Source organism: Bartonella bilalgolemi, assembly GCF_023500045.1.
GTDB classification, from domain to species: domain Bacteria; phylum Pseudomonadota; class Alphaproteobacteria; order Rhizobiales; family Rhizobiaceae; genus Bartonella; species Bartonella bilalgolemii.
Genome location: NZ_JAMCOF010000001.1, coordinates 190,129 through 210,196 on the forward strand (window position 1 = coordinate 190,129; position 20,068 = coordinate 210,196).

Here is a 20,068-nt window from a genome sequence, read left to right on the forward strand (position 1 = left end):
CATGAAAAGGTTGACGATAAGGTTAATCCGTGGTGAATCTTGATGAGAATTTTAAGGTTAATTTTATAAAGAGTATAACGGGAATGATAAGCGAGCGCTATAATCCACGTACACAGGAAAAAAAATGGCAAGCGATTTGGGATGAAAAGAAAATTTTTCAAGCTGCTGATGATAGTGAGCGGGAAAAATATTATGTTTTAGAAATGTTTCCCTATCCTTCTGGACGCATTCATATGGGGCATGTGCGCAATTATACTATGGGGGATGTTGTTGCGCGATATAAGCGGGCAAAGGGATTTCATGTTCTTCATCCAATGGGATGGGATGCTTTTGGAATGCCTGCTGAAAATGCTGCCATGCAAAGTAAAGTACATCCTAAAGTATGGACCTATGAAAATATCACGGTAATGCGAAAGCAGTTGCAAAAACTGGGTTTTTCTTTGGATTGGTCCCGTGAATTTGCCACATGTGATGTAGAATATTATCATCGTCAACAAATGCTGTTTCTGGACTTCTATCAGAGGGGGCTTATTTCACGTCAGGTGGCTAAGGTCAATTGGGATCCTGTTGATCAAACAGTTTTAGCTAATGAACAGGTTATTGATGGTCGTGGTTGGCGTTCTGGTGCATTGGTTGAACAACGCGAATTAACACAGTGGTTTTTTAAAATTAGTGATTTTAGTAACGACTTATTGGCAGGACTTGAAAAGCTTGATCAGTGGCCGGAAAAAGTACGCATTATGCAAAAAAATTGGATTGGCAAATCACAAGGACTTCTTATTCGTTGGTCTTTGCATAAAACCAATACGGAGGATGATGTACGTGATGCATTTGATGAAATTGTTTGTTATTCGACTCGTCCTGAGACTCTCTTTGGTGCTTCTTTTTTAGCACTTTCTTTTGATCATCCAATTGCGAAAGCTTTAGCACAAAAAGATAAGGCTCTTGATACTTTTATTGAAAGCTGTCGGTGTAATGGTACTACAGAAGCGGCGTTTGAGACAGTGGAAAAAAAAGGATTTCGTACGTCACTTTTTGCTATTCATCCTTTTGATCCGACACTGCATCTTCCTGTTTATATCGCTAATTTTGTTCTCATGAATCACGGCACAGGGGCTATTTTTGGATGCCCTGCTCATGATCAGAGAGATTTGGATTTTGCTCGAAAATATAATCTTGCTGTGCGTCCAGTAATTGTACCAACAAAAAGTGATGCTGAGAATTTTGTCATTGCTGAAACAGCTTATATGGGCGATGGCGTGATGATTAATTCAGGCTTTTTAGATGGTTTGACAGTGCAGGAAGCTTTTCAAATGGTTGCTGAACGGCTTGAGAAACAATTGCTCAAGGATCAGCCTCAGGCACAAAAAACAGTGCAATTTCGATTACGTGATTGGGGAATTTCGCGTCAGCGTTATTGGGGCTGTCCGATCCCTATGATCCATTGTACGGATTGTGGTGTTGTGCCTGTCCCACGTGCTGATTTGCCCGTTGTGTTACCCGATGATGTTACTTTTGATCAGCCTGGTAATCCACTTGCGTGCCATGATGAGTGGCAAACAGTAGTTTGTCCTTGTTGTGGTCAATTGGCAAAACGTGAAACCGATACAATGGACACTTTTGTTGATTCTTCTTGGTATTATGCACGCTTTACTACACCTCATGCTCAAGAACCAATAGATCAGAAAATAGCAGCACAATGGTTACCTATTCAGCAATATATTGGTGGTATTGAGCATGCAATTTTGCATCTTTTATATGCACGTTTTTTCACACGTGCGATGAAGATGATAGGCTATGTTTCGGTAGATGAGCCTTTCGAAGGTTTATTTACGCAGGGTATGGTTGTTCATGAAACTTATCAAGATGAAAAAGGGTGGGTTTCGCCAGCAGATGTCGTAATTGTTGAAAAGGATGGAAAGCGTTGCGCTTATAAGCTCACCGATCAAAGTGAAGTGATGATTGGTTCAATTGAAAAAATGTCAAAATCAAAAAAGAATGTCGTTGATCCTGATGATATTATTGCTTCCTATGGAGCGGATACTGTACGCTGGTTTATGTTGTCAGACTCTCCTCCTGAGCGTGATGTCATTTGGACGGAATCTGGAATTGAAGGTGCGCACCGTTTTGTGCAGCGTGTTTGGCGTTTAGTGGCTTTAAGTGCCCCAGTTTTAAAGGAGGTAAAGCCATGTGCAGGACAGCAAGGAGCTGCTTTAAAGCTTTCCAAAGTAGCTCATCGCACACTTTGTGCTGTAGAAGATGATTTAGAAAAACTTGCCTTTAATCGAGCTGTTGCGCGCCTTTATGAATTATTGAATGTGATAGCTTCCTCGCTAAATAATATAGAAAATGCTGAAGATGAAATGAAGTCTGCACTGCGTCAAGCAGTGGATTTTTTCATCGCAATGATTGCCCCTATGATGCCTCATTTAGCAGAAGAATGTCATGCTGCTTTGGGCGGGAATACACTGATGTCGCAGTGTCCTTGGCCTTCTTATGATTCTGCATTAACGGTTGAAGAATATATTACTTTACCGGTGCAAATTAATGGTAAAAAGCGGGGTAATGTAACTCTTGCTGCGGTCGCTGATAATGTGGCAATTGAAGAAGCGGTTTGTGCTCTTGATTTTGTGCAAGCACACTTGGCTGGAAAATCTATTAAGAAAATGATTATTGTTCCAAAAAGGATTGTTAATGTCATTATTTAATGGATTTATTGCTACTGTTTTTTCTTGTTTGTTTGCTTTTCTTAGTGGATGTACCATTGAACCACTTTATCGTCAGGTCTCACAGGGATCGACATCCACGATTTCTCTTTTGCATACAGGAACATCAGAAAAGATTTCTAGAGGGCTTTCTGAGAAATTTGCAGCTATTGTGATTGAAGAACCCTCTGATCATTTCAGTCAAATGGTCCGTAATCATTTATTGTTTCTCCTTTATGGGCGTGGAGGAAAGCCTTCTATGCCAATTTATCAATTGTCACTGCAAACATCGGTTTTTACACGAACATCTTTCGAGATAGACGGTGACCTGGAAGAGGATGGAATAGGATACCCTTCTGTTGGAACAATCGTGAGTAAAGCTTCTTATATTTTAAAGAATATGAAAAATGAACTTATTGCGAAAGGGACAGGAACAATGAGTGCTTCTTTTGATCGACTTCGTCAAGAATATGCAACAGTGCAAGCTGAAAAAAATGCGCAAAAACGCGTTGCTGAAGAATTGGCTGAACGCATTTTTATGCTGCTTGCAAAAGATCTTGCAAAAAATTCTCCTTTTTAAAAGCTCATATTCTTCGAATATTAAAATAAGTTGCATATTTTTATGAAGAAGTTTTGGATATGATATAGCCCAGTGAGAGTAAAATTTTATTTTATTAAATTTATATCTCTTGTCTGTTTAGAATCATCTTAGTTGAGATGTTTGAAGAAGAAGTACCCTATTTGTAGGGTTTGAAATACTTTTTAAGCGATATTTTGTCCCGTTTTTGCCCAGTCTGCCGCAAATGTCTCTAAGCCTTGGTCAGTTAGAGGATGTTTAACCAGATTTTTTAAGATTTCTGGGGGAACAGTTGCAACATCTGCACCGCTCAATGCTGCTTCTTTAACATGATTGACAGAGCGTATAGAGGCAGCCAAAATTTGAGTCTTGAAATTATATTGGTCATAAAGAGTGCGAATTTCGTGAAGCAGTTCGATACCATTGTATCCACAATCATCAATTCTTCCGATAAAAGGTGAAATAAATGTTGCACGCGCTTTTGCAGCTAACAAAGCTTGATTAGCTGAAAAACAAAGGGTAAGGTTTGTTTTTAGTCCTTGTTCAGTGAGGGCTTTACAAGCTTTTAATCCATCAAGTGTTAAGGGGAGCTTGATGCAAATATTGTCAGCAATTTTTGCTAAAACAGCCGCTTCTTTCATCATATTATTGAAGTCAGTTGCGACAACTTCAGCGGACACTGGTCCGTTGACGAGAGCACAAATTTCTTTGATGGTTTCTAGAATATTACGTCCAGATTTGAGAATGAGAGAAGGATTGGTTGTGACACCATCGATCAATCCTAAATTTTGTAATTCTTGGATATCTTTTTTATGCGCACTATCCACAAAAAATTTCATTTCAAATCTCCTTGGGTTTCTAAAAGTTTGTTTTTTAATACTTCTCTTGGTTCTTCTTGTATATGTTATGCGCTATTCTTTATAGCAAAAGCAAGGGACCAATTGATGGATAGAGGAATGGTACAAAAAGTCTTGAGAAGAAGGCAAGTAAATGAAAAAAGTATATTATTGCATTGTTTCATTCTGGGATAGTTATTGTATTGGTTATATAAAGAACAGGCCAGAGAAAAATGGGGTACAAGAATAGAAAAATGCAACAATAAGACCAAAGCACTATCGATAAAAAGGTGACGTCAATTGTGACAGAAATGCAAATTGTTTCGGTTGTGGTACCGATCCCAGTTTTTCAGGCTTATAGCTATGGGGTAGAGCCGCATATAGAGATAAAAGTTGGTTCTTTTGTACGTGTTCCTGTTGCAGGACGCGAGATTTGTGGTTTTGTGGTCGCTATTGGTGAGCCGATATCTGAGGAAGAACAAAGAGAGAGTTTAAAGAGAGTAACCGCTGTTCCTGTGGCGCGTGATAAATTGCGCTTTGTGACGCATGTTTTTGATTGTCCGCCATTAAAAGCTGAGATGATCGCATTTTTGCGTTTTTTCAGTCAGTATACCATGACGCCTTTCGGTCTTGTTGCAGGGTTGGTTTTACGTGTGCCGACAGCTTTAGATCCAGAAGAGAAGATGGTGGGGTTGCGTTATTGTGGAGGGAACGTAGAACGATTAACACCAGCGCGATCGCGCGTTTTAGACTTGGCACGTGATGGAATTATTCGGACTCGTTCTGATCTTGCTCATGCTGCGAAAACTTCTTCTTCAGTGATAGATCTTTTAAAATCACTTGGAGTTTTTGAAGAGGTTTTGGTTCCAGTCCAGGCAGTGGTTGCTCTGCCTGATCCTGATTTTTGTCCACCTGTTTTAGAAGGAGCACAGAAATCGGCAGCAAATTTGTTGCGAGAAGGCGTTTTGTCTTCTCAATTTCAGGTTTTTTTGCTTGATGGAGTCACGGGATCTGGAAAAACAGAAGTTTATTTTGAAGCAGTTGCTCAAGCACTAAGGGGCAACAAACAGGTTTTGATTTTATTGCCAGAAATTGCTTTAACACAGCAATTTTTAGACCGTTTTCATGCACGTTTTGGAGCTTCAGCAGCTGAATGGCATTCTGATTTAACACCACGTTGTCGTGAACGTGTGTGGCGGCAAGTTGTAGAAGGAAAGGTGCGGGTTGTTGCAGGAGCGCGTTCAGCGCTTTTTTTACCTTTTCTGGATCTTGGCTTAATCGTTGTTGATGAAGAGCATGATGGTGCTTATAAACAAGAAGAACGTATTTTTTATCATGCGCGGGATATGGCTGTGGCGCGGGGATCTTTTGAGTGTTGTCCTGTTATTTTATCGTCAGCGACTCCTTCAATTGAAAGTCAGGTGAATGTTCTATGGGGGCGTTATCAGCGGGTGCATTTGCCTTCACGGTTTCAAGCAGTAGCGTTGCCGCATTTGCACGTGATTGATATGCGTAAAGGGGGCGTAGAAAAAGGACGCTTTATTTCTCCTGTTCTTGAACACGCTTTGAAAAAAAATTTAGAAAAGGGTGAGCAGGCGCTTTTGTTTCTCAATCGGCGTGGATATGCGCCTTTAACACTTTGTCGGGTGTGTGGATATCGCTTTCATTGTACGGATTGTTCGAGTTGGTTGGTTGAGCATCGTTTGCGAGGACAGCTTAAATGTCATCATTGTGGTTATTATGAACCTTTGCCAGAAGCTTGTCCAGAATGTGGGACATTGGATCATTTAGTGGCTTGTGGGCCAGGGGTGGAAAGAATTGCTGAGGAAACACAGATACTTTTTCCACAGGCACGGTTGCTTATTCTATCTACTGATTTAAAAGGAAGAATTAGTCAATTACGACGAGAATTAGAAGCAATTGCAAGGGGGGATGTGGATATTATTATTGGAACACAGTTAGTTGCTAAGGGGCATCATTTCCCTAGATTGTCTTTGGTTGGGGTGATTGATGCTGATTTGGGTCTTGCCAATGGTGATTTACGTGCAAGTGAACGCACCTTTCAGCTTTTGTCTCAAGTCACAGGGCGAGCCGGGCGTATGGGATTAGAAAGTTTAGGATTGTTGCAAACTTATCAACCAGATCATCCGGTTATAAAAGCTTTACTTTCACAACAGCGTGAGGATTTTTATGAACGTGAGATTGCAATGCGTCAGCATGATGTTTTGCCTCCTTATGGACGATTTGCAGCTTTGATTGTTTCTTCAGAAAAACGTCAAGTTGCAGAAAATTATGCTCGTGCATTGCGCCAAGTTGCACCATCGGTGAAGGGTGTATCAGTGATGGGACCTGCAGAAGCACAGTTGGCACTTGTGCGGGGTCGTTATCGTTTTCGGCTGTTATTTCATGGGCAGCGTTCTTTTGATTTGCAAGGATTTATTCGTGTCATCCTATCTCGTGCACCAAAGAAGCCTAGTTCGGTTCGGGTTCAGATTGATATTGATCCGCAAAGTTTTCTTTGAAAAGGCAATGAAAAGGCAAATAGAGACATTTGTTTGTTAAAAGCATATTTTAAAAGGGGAGTAGTTTTGAAAAAGATTGGATTTATCATTTTTATTTTTACTTGGTTTATCGGGACAGGAGCACAAGCATCGATTTCTGATGTGATTAAAAACAATGAAAAAAAGGAAATGCAAAGCATCGATGCGACTGTTTTTATTTTTACTTATCGCTTAATGAGAGAAGTGGAAAAATTTTTTCAGCCAATCATTGCTTCTCCACAACAAGCAATGCGGTCTCTTTGTGGTTTTCCAGTTATGCATTCCCGCCAGTTGGTTTATGCTTATGCAGTCTTTTATGATGATATAATTTTGCAAGATATTATGGCCTTTAATAAGGCATTGAATATTTATCATAGGACTGTCATTGGACCATTGACAGCACAGATTTTGCAGCATTTACAAAATCATCGCAAATTGATGGAAAAAGCACGTATATTGGATCTTTCGGTAGATGTTGTGGCAGCTCTTTTGATGGATGAAAGTTTTAAAATGGATATTTTATTATCTAGAGTTGGAAAAGAAGTTTCCTCTTCAGTGTTTGATACATTTCATGAAGGCGATATGAAAAAATTAAATCAGGTATCAGCTAATATCAAAAATGGACTCAAAAAAAATTGTGTTCCTCATCCGTCAATTGAAAAGCCATTTTAGTTATTTTATCTAAAAAATTTCAAAAAGCATTGCTTTGTGGTGTTGCGAGTCGATTATGTCTATGCTAGAGATTGGGAAATTTTTTGTTCTGAGTTTCAAGAAAAAGATTTTTGCAATTTGAAATATGTGATCCATTTTTTCTGATCAAAATCAGAGGATCCCTTAAGGAAAAGAGGCGGTATTTCGTGTCAGATTCAGTTTCTCTTGTCCCATTGCCGCTAGTGAGCCAGCGTTATGCAAAAGCATTTTTTGATTTGGTTCAAGAAGCAGGTTGTATTGAACATGTTGAAAAGGAAGTGGCATCTTTCTTGAATATTTTGGAGCGAAATGAGGATTTAAAGTGCTTTGTGCATAATCCGTTTTTTTCAGTAAAAGAGCAGAAGAAAGCGTTAAATGTTCTTTGTGAAAGTATAGAGTTTGTTCATGGAGAGGCAGGCCGCATTTTTCGCAATTTTTTAGGTGTTATTGCAGCTAATCGTAGGCTTTTTGCATTGCCCAGTATTTTGCGTGCTTTTCAGCGTCATCTTGCTCTTTTCCGTAGAGAGTTTTTTGTGCAAATTATTTCTGCACATCCGTTAAATGCTTATCAGAAAGAAATGTTGCGTGTGGCATTGGAGAGTGTTGTCAGAGGAAAAATTATGTTACAACTTTCCGTTGATCCAATAATTCTTGGTGGGTTTATCATTCGTTTAGGGTCATGTCAAATTGATGCGTCCCTTATGACAAAATTATCTTCACTTAAGCTTGCATTGAAAAAAGAGGTCAGCTGATGGATATTAGACCGTCTGAAATTTCAAAAATTCTAAAGGAACAAATCAAAAACTTTGATCAAAAAGCTGAAATTTCAGAAGTTGGTTGGGTTTTATCTGTGGGTGATGGAATTGCTCGCGTTTATGGTTTGGATAATGTCCAGGCAGGTGAAATGGTCGCTTTTCCCAATGGTGTGCAGGGGATGGCGCTGAATTTGGAAACGGATAATGTTGGGATTGTGATTTTTGGATCAGATCGTGATATTCGTGAGGGCGATACCGTTAAACGGCTCGGGGCTATTGTGGATGTCCCTGTAGGACCTGCTTTGCTTGGTCGTGTTGTAGATGCACTAGGTAATCCCATTGATGGAAAAGGTCCTATTAAGACAAAAGAGCGTCGCCGTGTTGATGTTAAGGCTCCTGGTATCATCCCACGTCAGTCTGTGCATGAGCCAATGTCAACTGGATTAAAGGTTATTGATGCCTTAATTCCCATTGGACGTGGACAACGTGAATTGGTGATCGGTGATCGTCAAACAGGAAAAACAGCGATTTTGCTCGATACATTTTTAAATCAGAAGCGTTTTCATGAAAATGGCACTGGGCAAGATCAAGACAAAATATATTGTATCTATGTGGCAATCGGTCAAAAACGTTCAACGGTTGCGCAATTTGTTAAAATTTTGGAAGAACGTGGAGCGCTTGACTATTCAATTATTGTTGCAGCTACAGCGTCTGATCCTGCTCCGATGCAATTTATTGCTCCCCTTGCTGGTTGTGCAATGGGAGAATATTTTCGTGATAATGGTCAACATGCGTTGATTGGTTATGATGATCTTTCCAAACAGGCTGTTGCTTATCGTCAGATGTCTCTTTTGTTGCGCCGTCCTCCTGGTCGTGAAGCTTATCCAGGAGATGTTTTTTATCTGCACTCTCGTCTTTTGGAGCGGGCTGCAAAGCTTAATGCTGATAATGGTTCTGGATCTTTAACAGCACTGCCAGTGATTGAAACACAAGCCAATGATGTCTCTGCTTATATTCCAACCAATGTGATTTCGATTACCGATGGTCAGATTTTTCTGGAAACAAATTTATTCTATCAAGGGATTCGTCCTGCAGTGAATGTTGGTCTTTCTGTTTCACGTGTTGGTTCTGCTGCCCAAATTAAGGCAATGAAGCAAGTTGCTGGTTCTATCAAGGGTGAATTAGCCCAATATCGAGAAATGGCAGCTTTTGCGCAATTTGGTTCAGATTTAGATGCGTCAACGCAGCATCTTTTAAATCGTGGGGCACGTTTGACAGAGCTTTTAAAGCAGCTGCAATTCTCACCACTTAAAGTAGAAGAACAAGTTGTTGTTATTTTTGCTGGTGTAAATGGTTATCTTGATTCATTAGCTGTTTCTGATGTTGGGCGATTTGAACAAGGGCTTTTAACACTCCTACGCAGTAATCATGAAGAGCTCTTAAATGCGATCGCTGAACAGAAACAAATAACGGATCAAATTAAAACTCAGATGGTTGTTATTCTTGATAATTATGCAAAGAATTTTTCTTAATTGATTGGTGGAATGCTTAAATGGCGTCGCTAAAGGATCTTAGAGACCGTATTGCCTCGGTTAAGGCAACGCAGAAGATTACCAAAGCTATGCAAATGGTTGCAGCAGCGAAGTTGCACCGTGCGCAAGAAGCAGCTAAATCTGCGCGACCTTATGCTCAGCATATGGCTACTCTTTTAGCACATGTGTCTGCTGATCTTGATCCAGTGGATGCCCCACCTTTAATGTGCGGTACAGGGCGAGATGATAAGCATCTTTTGGTTGTGTGTACAGCTGAACGTGGTTTGTGTGGTGCTTTTAATACGCAGATTGTTCGTCGTGCGCGTGAGCATATTAATGACCTTCTTTCTACAGGTAAAACGGTTAAAATTTTAACTGTTGGAAAAAAGGGAGCAGATATTTTACTGCGTGATTTTAAAGCTCTAATGATTGATCATATTGATTTGCGCTCTGTAAAACAGATCAGTTTTGCAGAAGCAGCTAAAGTGAGTCAATGTATTATTGATCTTTTCAATGAAGGGGTGTTTGATGTTTGTACGCTTTTTTATTCTGAATTTGTATCAGTCGTTAATCAGTGTCCAAAGGCTATCAATTTAATTCCAGTAGATACTCAAAAGGAGTTTTCTGATGAGGTTGGTGGTATTAGAAAAGAAAAAGAAAGTGAGATTGTACAATCGGCTGTTTATGATTATGAACCGGATGCAGTTTCTCTTGTGGATGAACTTGTTTCGCGTAATCTCTCTATACAAGTCTTCCATGCTTTGCTTGAAAATGTTGCAGGTGAAATGGGCGCAAAAATGAGCGCTATGGATAATGCATCACGTAATGCCGGTGAAATGATTAATAAATTGACTGTAAGGTATAATCGTCAGCGTCAGGCACAGATTACAACGGAATTGATTGAAATTATTGCGGGCGCTGAAGCGCTTTAAAGTGAGAAGGTAAAGATTAATGATGAAAGCAGAAACGTCCAAAAAAAGAGCAGAAAAAGGTGAAGAAAAAAAATCAGTTGCTCGTTCAGGCGTAAAAAAGATTTCCTCAGCAAAGTCGGTGAAAGGTACACAAAAATCTTCTAGTTTTGCGGATGTTGATTCTAAAACTGTCCGTCCAAAGGGATCTGTTGGTGAAATTAGGCAGGTTATAGGAGCTGTTGTTGATGTGCATTTTGAAGGAGAATTACCTAATATTCTTAATGCGTTGGAAACAGAAAATTTGGGAAATCGACTTGTTCTAGAAGTAGCTCAACATTTAGGTGAAAATACAGTTCGTACCATTGCGATGGATACAACAGAGGGTCTTGTTCGTGGTCAAAAGGTTTATGATACGGGGGCGCAAATTTGTGTGCCTGTTGGAGAAGCAACTCTTGGTCGTATTATGAATGTGATTGGGGAACCCGTTGACGAATTTGGACCAATTATGGCGACTAAAAAACGTTCAATTCATCAAGAAGCTCCTACATATATAGAACAATCAACCGAATCAGAAATTCTTGTTACAGGGATTAAAGTGATTGATTTGCTCGCACCTTATTCTAAGGGAGGAAAGGTTGGGTTGTTTGGAGGAGCTGGTGTCGGTAAGACCGTTTTAATTATGGAGCTTATCAACAATATCGCAAAAGCACATGGAGGTTATTCAGTGTTTGCCGGTGTAGGAGAGCGTACACGTGAAGGCAATGATTTATATTATGAAATGATTGAAAGTCGTGTGAATGTAGATCCGAGAGAGCATGATTCAACTGCAGGTTCAAAATGTGCACTTGTTTATGGACAGATGAATGAGCCACCAGGGGCACGTGCACGTGTAGCGCTTTCAGGTTTGACGATTGCAGAAAGTTTTCGTGATGAAGGGCAAGATGTGCTTTTCTTTGTGGATAATATTTTTCGTTTTACACAAGCTGGTGCGGAAGTTTCAGCTCTTTTGGGACGTATTCCTTCTGCCGTGGGGTATCAACCAACCTTGGCGACGGATATGGGAGCTTTGCAAGAACGTATTACAAGTACCAAAACGGGTTCTATTACGTCTGTTCAAGCTATTTATGTTCCCGCTGATGATTTAACTGATCCAGCGCCTGCTACGTCTTTTGCGCATTTAGATGCAACAACGGTTCTTTCTCGCTCAATTGCGGAAAAAGGAATTTATCCAGCAGTGGATCCGCTCGATTCTTTTTCGCGAATGCTGGATCCATTGATCGTGGGTGAGGAGCATTATGCTGTTGCTTGTCAGGTTCAAAATATTTTGCAACGTTATAAATCTTTGCAAGATATTATCGCTATTCTTGGTATGGATGAATTATCTGAAGAAGATAAATTGTTGGTTGCGCGGGCGCGTAAAATTGAACGTTTTCTTTCGCAACCTTTCCATGTAGCAGAAGCTTTTACTGGTGCTCCTGGAAAGTTGGTTTCTTTAGAAGAAACTATTGAAGGATTTAAAGGGTTGTGCGCCGGCGAGTATGATGATTTACCAGAAGCAGCTTTTTACATGGTTGGTTCGATTGATGAAGCAATTGAAAAAGGAAAACGTTTGATTGTAGAAGCTTCTTCATAAAAGGTGCTCTGTAATGAATGTTTGTCTTAGAAAGACAAGGGGTTCCCGTGGAAAATAAAAGAACAGAATCTTTCTTGTTTGAGCTTGTATCACCTGAAAAACTTGTCTTTTCAGAAAAAGTGATATCTGTTGTTTTGCCTTCAGTATCGGGATATTTAACGGTTATGGCTAATCATGCTCCTTTAGTGGTGAATCTCGCTCCAGGTGTTATTAGGGTTATATCTTCCTCGGGAGAAAAGGTATTTGCTCTTTTGGGAGGTGTTGCAGACATCACATCTTCGGGATGCTCTCTTTTGGCTGAAACTGTTGTTGCCGTTAACCATTTATCTCTTCATGATCTTGAGCAGCGCATGGCAGAAGTTCGAGTCATGGTGGAAGAAAATTCAAGCGGTAAGACTCATCATAAAATGGAAGAGTTGTTTCAGAAACTAATATCTGTGGATGGTTCCTCAACAGTAGCATAATGAAAAATGCGGGAATAGAAAAGATGAGTAACGAAGGGAATGATGCGGTATCTGCTGCAGAAGTTGGGCCTTTCCCTCATACGGATGCTATTTTTTCCGGACCTTTGCCAAAGTGCTTCACTTATATTTTTGCTTCTTTTATTTTACAATGGGCTTATGGTTTAGGTGCCAATATGGTTCAATCCAATATTATCGAGCTCACAGGAGATTTCAACACAACGCTTATTGAAACTACATGGTTGGTCGCTGCTTATATGGCACCCAATGTAAGTATTACAATCATGTTGATTAAGATTCGTTATCAATTTGGCTTACGGAATTTTGCTGAACTATCGATTCTAGGATTTGTTGTAGTGTGTGTTTTGCACTTGTTTGTTACAGATTTACGTTCGGCTTTGATTATTCGTTTTTTCGCTGGTATCGCTGCTGCACCAATGGCTTCTCTAGCCTTTCTTTATATGATGGAAGCTTTTGCACCGTCAAAGAAATATACTATTGGTCTCAGTTTAAATTATATGAATGCGGCTTTAGCAGTTCCTTTGTCTCGTTTGATTTCACCAAATCTTCTTGAAAATGGTGGATTTTCTAGCCTTTCAGCAATGGAAATGGGGCTTGTTTTGATTGGTTTAGGATGTATTTTTTCTCTTCCACTTAAGCCAATTGTTTACGACAAGGTGATTAAGAAATTAGATTGGGTAAGCTATAGTTTGATTGCGCTTGGACTTGGTTTAAATGCTATCGTGATGTCTATTGGCAAATGGTATTGGTGGACTGAAACGTTATGGATTGGTTGGGGACTTACACTTGCGGTTTTTTCTTTGACGATTGCCATTATAATTGAGCTGAATAGAGCAACTCCGTTGGTTGATTTACGTTGGCTTTTTAGCAAAGAAATGATCCAGGTTGTTTTGGTTTTATTGGTATTTCGAATTCTCTTGTTAGAGCAATCAATTTTAGCTGCAGACTTCTTTAATCTTTTTGGTTTGTTGAATCGTGATATGGCTCCTATGTATCTTGCAGTTACTTTCGGTACCTTTTTAGGGGGTGGTATTTGTGTATTTTTTTTACGAATGGGTCGTGAAGATTATTTTTATCTTTTATCTTTGGGCTGTTTAGCACTGGGATCTTATTTAGATAGTCATGTGAGCCAGTTAACCCGTCCGGTGGATATGATTATAAGTCAAGGGTTGATCGGTTTTGGTTATGCTCTTTTTTTGCCTCCTGCTTTATGTAATGGTTTTGTTAAAGCGAGTGCACGAGGACCTAATTATATTTTAAGTTTTATTGCGATTTTTTTATTGGCACAAGTTACAGGAGGGCTTGTGAGTGCAGCTCTTTTTGGCAGTTTACAATTTTTTTTCGCATGTCATCATTTTGAAGATTTAACACAAGAAATTACAACGACAAGCACACTTGTTTTCGATAAGATAAGTAACTTATCTTCTCCTTATAGTGCTTTAGTATCTGATAATTTGAAGGGTGAGAAAACGATACTAAGTCTAACAGATCAGTTGAAATTGACAGCAAATATTTTGGCTTATAACGATGTTTTTCGGCTTTATTGTTATATGTCAATGGTTGTTTTAATTATTTTTCTTCTCAAAATATTTTATAAATCATATTTTTATAAGAATTCTATGATGCTTTTCAAAAGTAAAGTATGATCAGTAAGGGTGAGTAAAAAGCAATGATCAAATTTTTGCGATCAAAATCAACAATTGTTGCATTCTTATCCGGTATAATGGGCATTGTATTGATTTTATGGGCTTGGCAATTGCCGCCATTTATGAGCACCCTTCAAAAAACCGATAATGCTTTAATTAAGGGAAATATTACTCTGATAAGCCCGCAAATTTCTGGTATAGTGACACGGGTTTATGTTCAAGATTATCAAAAAGTTGAAAAGGGAACGGTTTTATTTGAACTGGATGACACCCTTTTCCGGCACCAGCTTGTGCAGGCGCAAGCAATTCTTGAGGCAAAAAAGGCGAAACTCGCGAGCGTTTTGTTACAGATTCAACTTTTAGAAAAGGAAATTGATACGTTAAGAACTGAAATGGTTCATTCTCAGAAATTATCTAAGAATGAATTGTCTCACTCTAAGAATTTAAATTCTCAAGAAGCTTTGCCATTATCTTCATCTTCTGCTTCTCCACATTTATCAGAAACATTTGAAACAAAAAGCCAGTTGCAGAAGAAATTGGAATTTGAACGACAAGGTTTGCAATCGGATATTGCGGGAGCAAAGGCGGGTGTTGAAGTAGCTGAGCTGAATTTAGCGCACACTAAAATTATCTCTCCTACTGTAGGACATATTGGATCGGTTGGCGTACAAATAGGCCAATATGTAGTGCCTGGTATGCGGTTGGTTGCTGTTGTTCCTGAGGATATTTGGATTATTGCTCATTATAAGGAAACACAGATTGCTGATATGCGTATTGGACAACCTGTTATTTTTTACGCTGATGCTTTAAACAATCAAAAATTAACAGGCCGTGTGGTACGTTTTGCTCCTGCGACGAGATCAGAATTTTCATTATTAGGGACAGAAACTGCAAATGGTAATTTTATCAAAATTGCGCAACGTATCTCTATTCGTATTGCCATAGATCAAGGGCAGGAAGGAGTTAAGAAACTTATTCCTGGAATGTCGGTAGTGACGTATGTTGATACAGCATCGCACCATTCTAGGGATTGAAATGTTCTCTTTATTTTGCGATCAGCGGATTTTTAGTTTAGAGGATTTTGTTGGGTTTATTTTTTCATTCTTATGGTTTTTTGTTTTCAAGAATGGTGTAGGATTCTTATCTTATTTCAAGAGAAGATGACAGAATGCTGATTTTGGGTGGGCGGTAAAAATGATTCAATGAATCATGCCAAAAGCGATATTGGTGCGTTGTTAGTTTTTGCGCATTAGAAAATAGCTGGTTAAAACGAGTCCAGCAGTTAATAAGAGAGTTGTTTTAGGGTTGTCTTTTGCTTTCTTTTTTAGCTCTTCGGCATGGTTGTTGATGTGGTAAAGAGCCCGGTGTCCTTTTAGTTTCCATTTTTTCAGCATTTTGGAGATGCTATCAAAATGATGGTTCTGAAGGGGCTGACGGTTGATAGTTGTGAGCTCTTCTTGTAATTGCGCAATGCGTTTTTTGATGTTATCATTTTTTTTGCAAGGGCTTTGAAATATATACATGGGTTTACTCCTTCTTATTTTTAATGTTTTATAGTAAATGTGCAAGATGGGAATTGTCTGTGGAGTTTGGTATAATGGATTGAAAATTGAAAGGTTGCATTTTTCTTTCTTAACTTCTGTTTATCATTGATTTTTGATGTTTAAAAATAGAGACTCTTGAAAAAATTTTCTAATCAATTCATTCTTTTGAATTGTGCTATGGTGAATATTACCATAAGGCTAAATAAGCTCAGGTTTTGAAAGTTTTGAGGAGCTGATGGATGTAGCACATTATTTATCTAAACCTTTAGAGCGTCACCGGTCTGTTGCTGTTGCAGTTGGTGATGTTATGATTGGGGGCGAGAATCCAATTGTTATTCAGTCTATGACGAATACGGATACGGCTGATGTTGATGCGACGGTCGCTCAAGTTGCTGCTCTTTGGCGTGCAGGATCTCAATTGGTTCGAATAACTGTTGATCGGAATGAAGCAGCAGCGGCTGTTCCTAAGATACGAGAGCGGTTGGAACGGTTGGGTATTTTTGTGCCATTGGTAGGGGATTTTCATTATATTGGTCATACGCTTTTGGCTGATTATCCTGCATGTGCAGAAGCGCTTTCAAAATATCGCATTAATCCTGGCAATGTTGGTTTTGGTGCAAAAAAGGATAAGCAATTTATTCAAATTATTCAGATGGCATGCCATTATCGTAAACCTATACGGATTGGGGTGAATTGGGGATCACTAGATCATGTGTTATTAACACGGCTTATGGATGAAAATGCTCAGCAGGAAAAGCCTTTATCTGTTACTGAAGTTATTCGGGAGGCTGTAGTTCAATCGGCACTTCATTCAGCTCTTTTGGCTGAAGAAACTGGTTTAGGACGGGAATACATTATTCTCTCTGTTAAAATGAGTGATGTACAAGATCTCATTTCTGTTTATACCATGTTGGCAAAACGGTGTAATTATGCTCTTCATCTCGGATTGACAGAGGCAGGTATGGGGACAAAGGGAATTGTTGCTTCTTCTGTGGCTTTGGGAATTTTATTACAGCAAGGAATTGGTGATACAATTCGTATTTCATTAACACCTGAACCCGGCGGTGATCGAACGCGAGAAGTAAAAGTATGTCAAGAACTTTTGCAAGTTATGGGGTTTCGGCAATTTGTTCCTGTGGTTGCTGCGTGTCCAGGATGTGGTCGGACAACTTCGACGTTTTTTCAACAGTTAGCGCAAAAAATCGAAGCAGATTTGTGCAAAAATATGCCAGTTTGGCGTAATAAATATCCTGGTGTTGAAGGTTTAAAAGTTGCTGTCATGGGGTGTATTGTCAATGGACCAGGGGAATCAAAACATGCTGATATTGGAATTTCATTACCTGGGGTGGGGGAAAATCCAGCAGCTCCTGTTTTTATTGATGGGAAGAAAGTAAAGACTTTGCGCGGTCCTCACATTGCCGAAGAGTTTGAAGCAATTTTAGGAGAGTATATTCACACACGTTTTGGGACATAATTGATACAAGAGGGTTATGTTGTTCTCTCTTCTTTGTTCTCTATGTTGCTAAGATACTTAAGGAAATTGTAGAAGAATATATTTATGCCCATTTTGTGTGGGTGATACAAAAGAATTATTTCATTCTACCTGCTTTTATTTTATTTATGCCCCAAAAGAATGGGAAGTTTTAATTTTTACGTGTTGCAATAAAGTGTGCTGCTTGTTTCAATGGGATCGCTTTAGCCCCGAAAGGAAGAAGAAGTTCTTCTGCTTTTGTGATGAGTTCATCTCGTTTTTTTTTAACTTCGTCAAGACCATAAAGATTGATGAGTGTTGCTTTATTAGCTATTTGATCTTTCCCTACAGTTTTTCCAAGAATTTTTGTATGAGAAGTAAGGTCAAGAAGGTCATCTGTCAATTGAAAAGCTAAGCCGATCTGTGTACCAAAGGAGGCAAGTTTGTCGGTTAATGTTTTGGAGGCTTGACCCATAATAGCACCTGCTTGACAGGCAAAACGTATAAGAGCAGCTGTTTTCATCTGTTGTAAAGTGATCGTCGCACTTTCATTTTGTGATTTTTTTTCAGCTTCTAAATCGAGCATTTGTCCACCGATCATGCCACCAAGGCCTGCAGCTTGCGTGAGAGCTGTAATCAGATCAATTTTTGTTTTTGGAGAAAAGAAACAGGCTTTGTGGGCAATGATTTCAAAGGCAAAAGTGAGAAGTGCATTACCTGCTAAAATTGCAGTGCCTTCATCAAAGGCTATGTGAACAGTGGGCTTGCCACGTCGGAGTGTATCATTATCTAGAGCAGGAAGATCATCATGAATGAGTGAATAACAGTGAAGACATTCCAGTGCTACGCCAATATCAAGAGAGTGTTCAGGAGGGATATCAAAAAGAGCCGCACTTTGAATAACCAGGAAAGGACGTAAGCGTTTGCCACCATTCAAAACACCATGGCGCATAGCATTGATGAGGATTTCAGGTCGGGTAATTTCATTATTTTGGGCTTTATGACTTAGAAGTATGTCAAGTCGCTTCTCAACATTATGAGCGTGTTTTGCAAGAAGAGTCGTGAATTCATGCATCATTTCTTCCTTTCTTCTTTGCAAAATGGTAAGGTTCTTTTTATGATAAAAAGATGAAGAATAAAACGGTTATTTTCATGCTCTTAAATTTTGTAAAAAAATAAAAAGAGAGGAAAAGGTGGCGATAAGGGTAATGCGTTATGTGATCAGTTGTCTCGTGTTTTTATTTTTGTGTCCAATTATTTTGTTATTGATTTATCGTTTGGATTTTGTTCGCCCTGTTTCTACTTTAATGATGCGTGATTGGGTGAGTGACAAAAGATATAAACGTGAATGGGTTGCACTGCCTGATATTGCATTTTCAGTGCCGACTGGAGTTATTATGTCCGAAGATGGGCGATTTTGTCATCATTCTGGTGTTGATTGGGCTATGTTGATCGATATCTTAAGAACGGATTCAAAATCTTTGCGAGGAGGATCAACAATCAATATGCAAATGATCAAAAATCTTTTCTTATGGCCTAATAGATCTTATATCCGCAAGATTATTGAAATTCCTTATTCTATTATGGCTGATATTATTTTATCAAAAAAACGGATTATAGAAATTTATTTGAATATTGCAGAATGGGGTCCTGGAATTTATGGAATAGAAGCTGCCGCTTTTTATTATTTTCAGAAGCCTGCACGAAATTTATCTGTGCAACAAGCTGCAGCTCTTGTGGCAAGTTTACCCAATCCTTATTGGCGCAATCCATATCAACCAGCCGATAATTTTATAGCTTTAACCCGTCTTATTGAAAAACGAATTCATTTTTCACGTGCTTATACACACTGTATTCATTGAAGAATAGCTAGAATTATTGAAAAGAAAAACAAAAAATTATACGAAAGTCTAGTCAAAAGATTATAATCAGTGTATAAAGAAACGAAATTTTATTCTAATTGTTGACAGAAGTTGTCATTTTGGGCGTTAGTGCTTCTGTGTTGATGAGTGTGGAGTATCCTTTTATGGCTGTACCTAAACGAAAAACCTCTCCATCGAAACGAGGTATGCGCCGTTCGGCTGATGCCCTTAAAGCCCCTACTTATATTGAGGATAAAAGTTCCGGCGAGTTGCGTCGCCCTCATCATATTGATTTGAAAACAGGGATGTATCGTGGGCGTTCAGTTTTGCCCGCTAAAGAATGAGCTATCTACCAGATATCAAACAGTTTATTGCTGCAGATTTGGATTTAGTAGGCAAAAAAACTTTGCTATACTCTTATAGTTGGTTGCTTTTTCTTTTGACAAGGAGGGCTTTAGGGGAAGGCTTTTTATTGTTGGAGCAATTATAACTTAATAAAAATTCCGGTGAATTGCGTTACTCTCATCATATTATTTTGAAATAGGCATATATCGTGCGCGTCCAATTTTACCTGTTAAAAAAATAAATTGTTTATCAGACGCCAATAATCAAATTGATTACAAATTCTGGAATTTGGATTAAATAAGTGGGAGGCTTTTTCACAATTTATACGATTAACTGTTTTTATGATAAAAGCCTTTGTTGTACTTATAATTTATTCTATAAAGCAATCATCTTTCTCTTTTAGAAGAGATGATTGTCTGCATGCGAAATTGATATATTAAAAGAGGTTCCTCGGCTCGCAATAAAGATTTTTTCCTAAACCTAAGGAAACAAAGCCTAAGGAACAGGTCAGTTAATAATTAAAAACTAATTTTTGCTCG

Annotated in this window: 17 protein-coding genes; 14 read left to right on the plus strand and 3 right to left on the minus strand. The window is 38.9% G+C overall.

All coding sequences use genetic code 11. The features are described 5' to 3' along the window. Positions 1-83: 83 nt before the first annotated feature. The gene (gene leuS / locus M4Z11_RS00760; protein WP_249675014.1) at positions 84-2,708 is read left to right on the plus strand and encodes a leucine--tRNA ligase; all 2,625 of its coding nucleotides are present in this window, start codon (positions 84-86) and stop codon (positions 2,706-2,708) included. Next, on the plus strand, positions 2,695-3,285 hold the full coding sequence (locus tag M4Z11_RS00765) for a hypothetical protein (RefSeq protein ID WP_249674463.1): 591 nt from the start codon (positions 2,695-2,697) through the stop codon (positions 3,283-3,285). The genes leuS and M4Z11_RS00765 overlap by 14 nt, the downstream gene beginning before the upstream one ends. A gap of 182 nt (positions 3,286-3,467) precedes the next feature. Here the strand turns inward: M4Z11_RS00765 and fsa are convergent, their stop codons facing one another. Next, positions 3,468-4,121: a fructose-6-phosphate aldolase gene (gene fsa / locus M4Z11_RS00770; protein ID WP_249674465.1), complete on the minus strand. Its 654-nt coding sequence runs from the start codon at positions 4,119-4,121 to the stop codon at positions 3,468-3,470. 287 nt (positions 4,122-4,408) lie between these two features. On the opposite strand from fsa, the gene M4Z11_RS00775 reads away from it, so the two are divergent. The 9 genes from M4Z11_RS00775 to M4Z11_RS00815 all read left to right on the plus strand — a co-directional run bounded on the left by M4Z11_RS00775 (position 4,409) and on the right by M4Z11_RS00815 (position 15,341). Next, on the plus strand, positions 4,409-6,640 hold the full coding sequence (locus M4Z11_RS00775) for a primosomal protein N' (RefSeq protein ID WP_409337870.1): 2,232 nt from the start codon (positions 4,409-4,411) through the stop codon (positions 6,638-6,640). A 66-nt stretch (positions 6,641-6,706) separates the two neighbouring features. Further along, entirely contained in the window at positions 6,707-7,330 is a 624-nt protein-coding gene (locus M4Z11_RS00780; protein ID WP_249674467.1) for a hypothetical protein, read from the plus strand. Between the two features lie 185 nt (positions 7,331-7,515). Next, positions 7,516-8,100: an ATP synthase F1 subunit delta gene (gene atpH / locus M4Z11_RS00785; RefSeq protein ID WP_249674470.1), complete on the plus strand. Its 585-nt coding sequence runs from the start codon at positions 7,516-7,518 to the stop codon at positions 8,098-8,100. Then, a complete protein-coding gene (atpA, locus tag M4Z11_RS00790; protein ID WP_249674473.1) occupies positions 8,100-9,635 on the plus strand; it encodes a F0F1 ATP synthase subunit alpha in 1,536 nt (511 codons plus the stop codon). The genes atpH and atpA overlap by 1 nt, the downstream gene beginning before the upstream one ends. A 20-nt stretch (positions 9,636-9,655) precedes the next feature. Continuing rightward, positions 9,656-10,567 (plus strand): F0F1 ATP synthase subunit gamma, encoded by a 912-nt coding sequence (locus M4Z11_RS00795; RefSeq protein WP_249674475.1) that lies wholly within the window; start codon positions 9,656-9,658, stop codon positions 10,565-10,567. A gap of 19 nt (positions 10,568-10,586) precedes the next feature. Beyond that, entirely contained in the window at positions 10,587-12,179 is a 1,593-nt protein-coding gene (gene atpD, locus M4Z11_RS00800; protein WP_249674479.1) for a F0F1 ATP synthase subunit beta, read from the plus strand. A 47-nt stretch (positions 12,180-12,226) separates the two neighbouring features. Then, positions 12,227-12,643, plus strand: a complete 417-nt coding sequence (gene atpC / locus M4Z11_RS00805) for an ATP synthase F1 subunit epsilon (protein ID WP_249674481.1) — start codon at positions 12,227-12,229, stop codon at positions 12,641-12,643. 23 nt (positions 12,644-12,666) lie between these two features. Continuing rightward, positions 12,667-14,307, plus strand: coding sequence for an MFS transporter (locus M4Z11_RS00810; protein ID WP_249675045.1), 1,641 nt, complete (start codon positions 12,667-12,669; stop codon positions 14,305-14,307). A gap of 23 nt (positions 14,308-14,330) precedes the next feature. After that, positions 14,331-15,341, plus strand: coding sequence for an HlyD family secretion protein (locus tag M4Z11_RS00815; protein WP_249674484.1), 1,011 nt, complete (start codon positions 14,331-14,333; stop codon positions 15,339-15,341). A 201-nt stretch (positions 15,342-15,542) separates the two neighbouring features. Here M4Z11_RS00815 and M4Z11_RS00820 read toward each other — a convergent pair whose 3' ends face one another. Then, positions 15,543-15,830 carry a hypothetical protein gene (locus tag M4Z11_RS00820; RefSeq protein WP_249674486.1) on the minus strand — a complete coding sequence of 96 codons (288 nt, stop codon included), beginning with the start codon at positions 15,828-15,830 and terminating at the stop codon, positions 15,543-15,545. A 256-nt stretch (positions 15,831-16,086) separates the two neighbouring features. Here M4Z11_RS00820 and ispG point away from each other — a divergent pair, with 256 nt between their 5' ends. Then, complete coding sequence (gene ispG / locus M4Z11_RS00825) at positions 16,087-17,325, plus strand: flavodoxin-dependent (E)-4-hydroxy-3-methylbut-2-enyl-diphosphate synthase (protein WP_249674488.1); 1,239 nt, start codon at positions 16,087-16,089, stop codon at positions 17,323-17,325. A 169-nt stretch (positions 17,326-17,494) separates the two neighbouring features. On the opposite strand, the gene M4Z11_RS00830 is transcribed toward ispG, so the two are convergent. Next, entirely contained in the window at positions 17,495-18,397 is a 903-nt protein-coding gene (locus M4Z11_RS00830; RefSeq protein WP_249675048.1) for a polyprenyl synthetase family protein, read from the minus strand. Positions 18,398-18,530: 133 nt separating this feature from the next. Here M4Z11_RS00830 and mtgA point away from each other — a divergent pair, with 133 nt between their 5' ends. Next, positions 18,531-19,184 (plus strand): monofunctional biosynthetic peptidoglycan transglycosylase, encoded by a 654-nt coding sequence (gene mtgA, locus M4Z11_RS00835; RefSeq protein WP_249674490.1) that lies wholly within the window; start codon positions 18,531-18,533, stop codon positions 19,182-19,184. Positions 19,185-19,348: 164 nt separating this feature from the next. Continuing rightward, positions 19,349-19,528: a 50S ribosomal protein L32 gene (gene rpmF / locus M4Z11_RS00840; protein ID WP_035006774.1), complete on the plus strand. Its 180-nt coding sequence runs from the start codon at positions 19,349-19,351 to the stop codon at positions 19,526-19,528. Positions 19,529-20,068 lie beyond the last annotated feature (540 nt).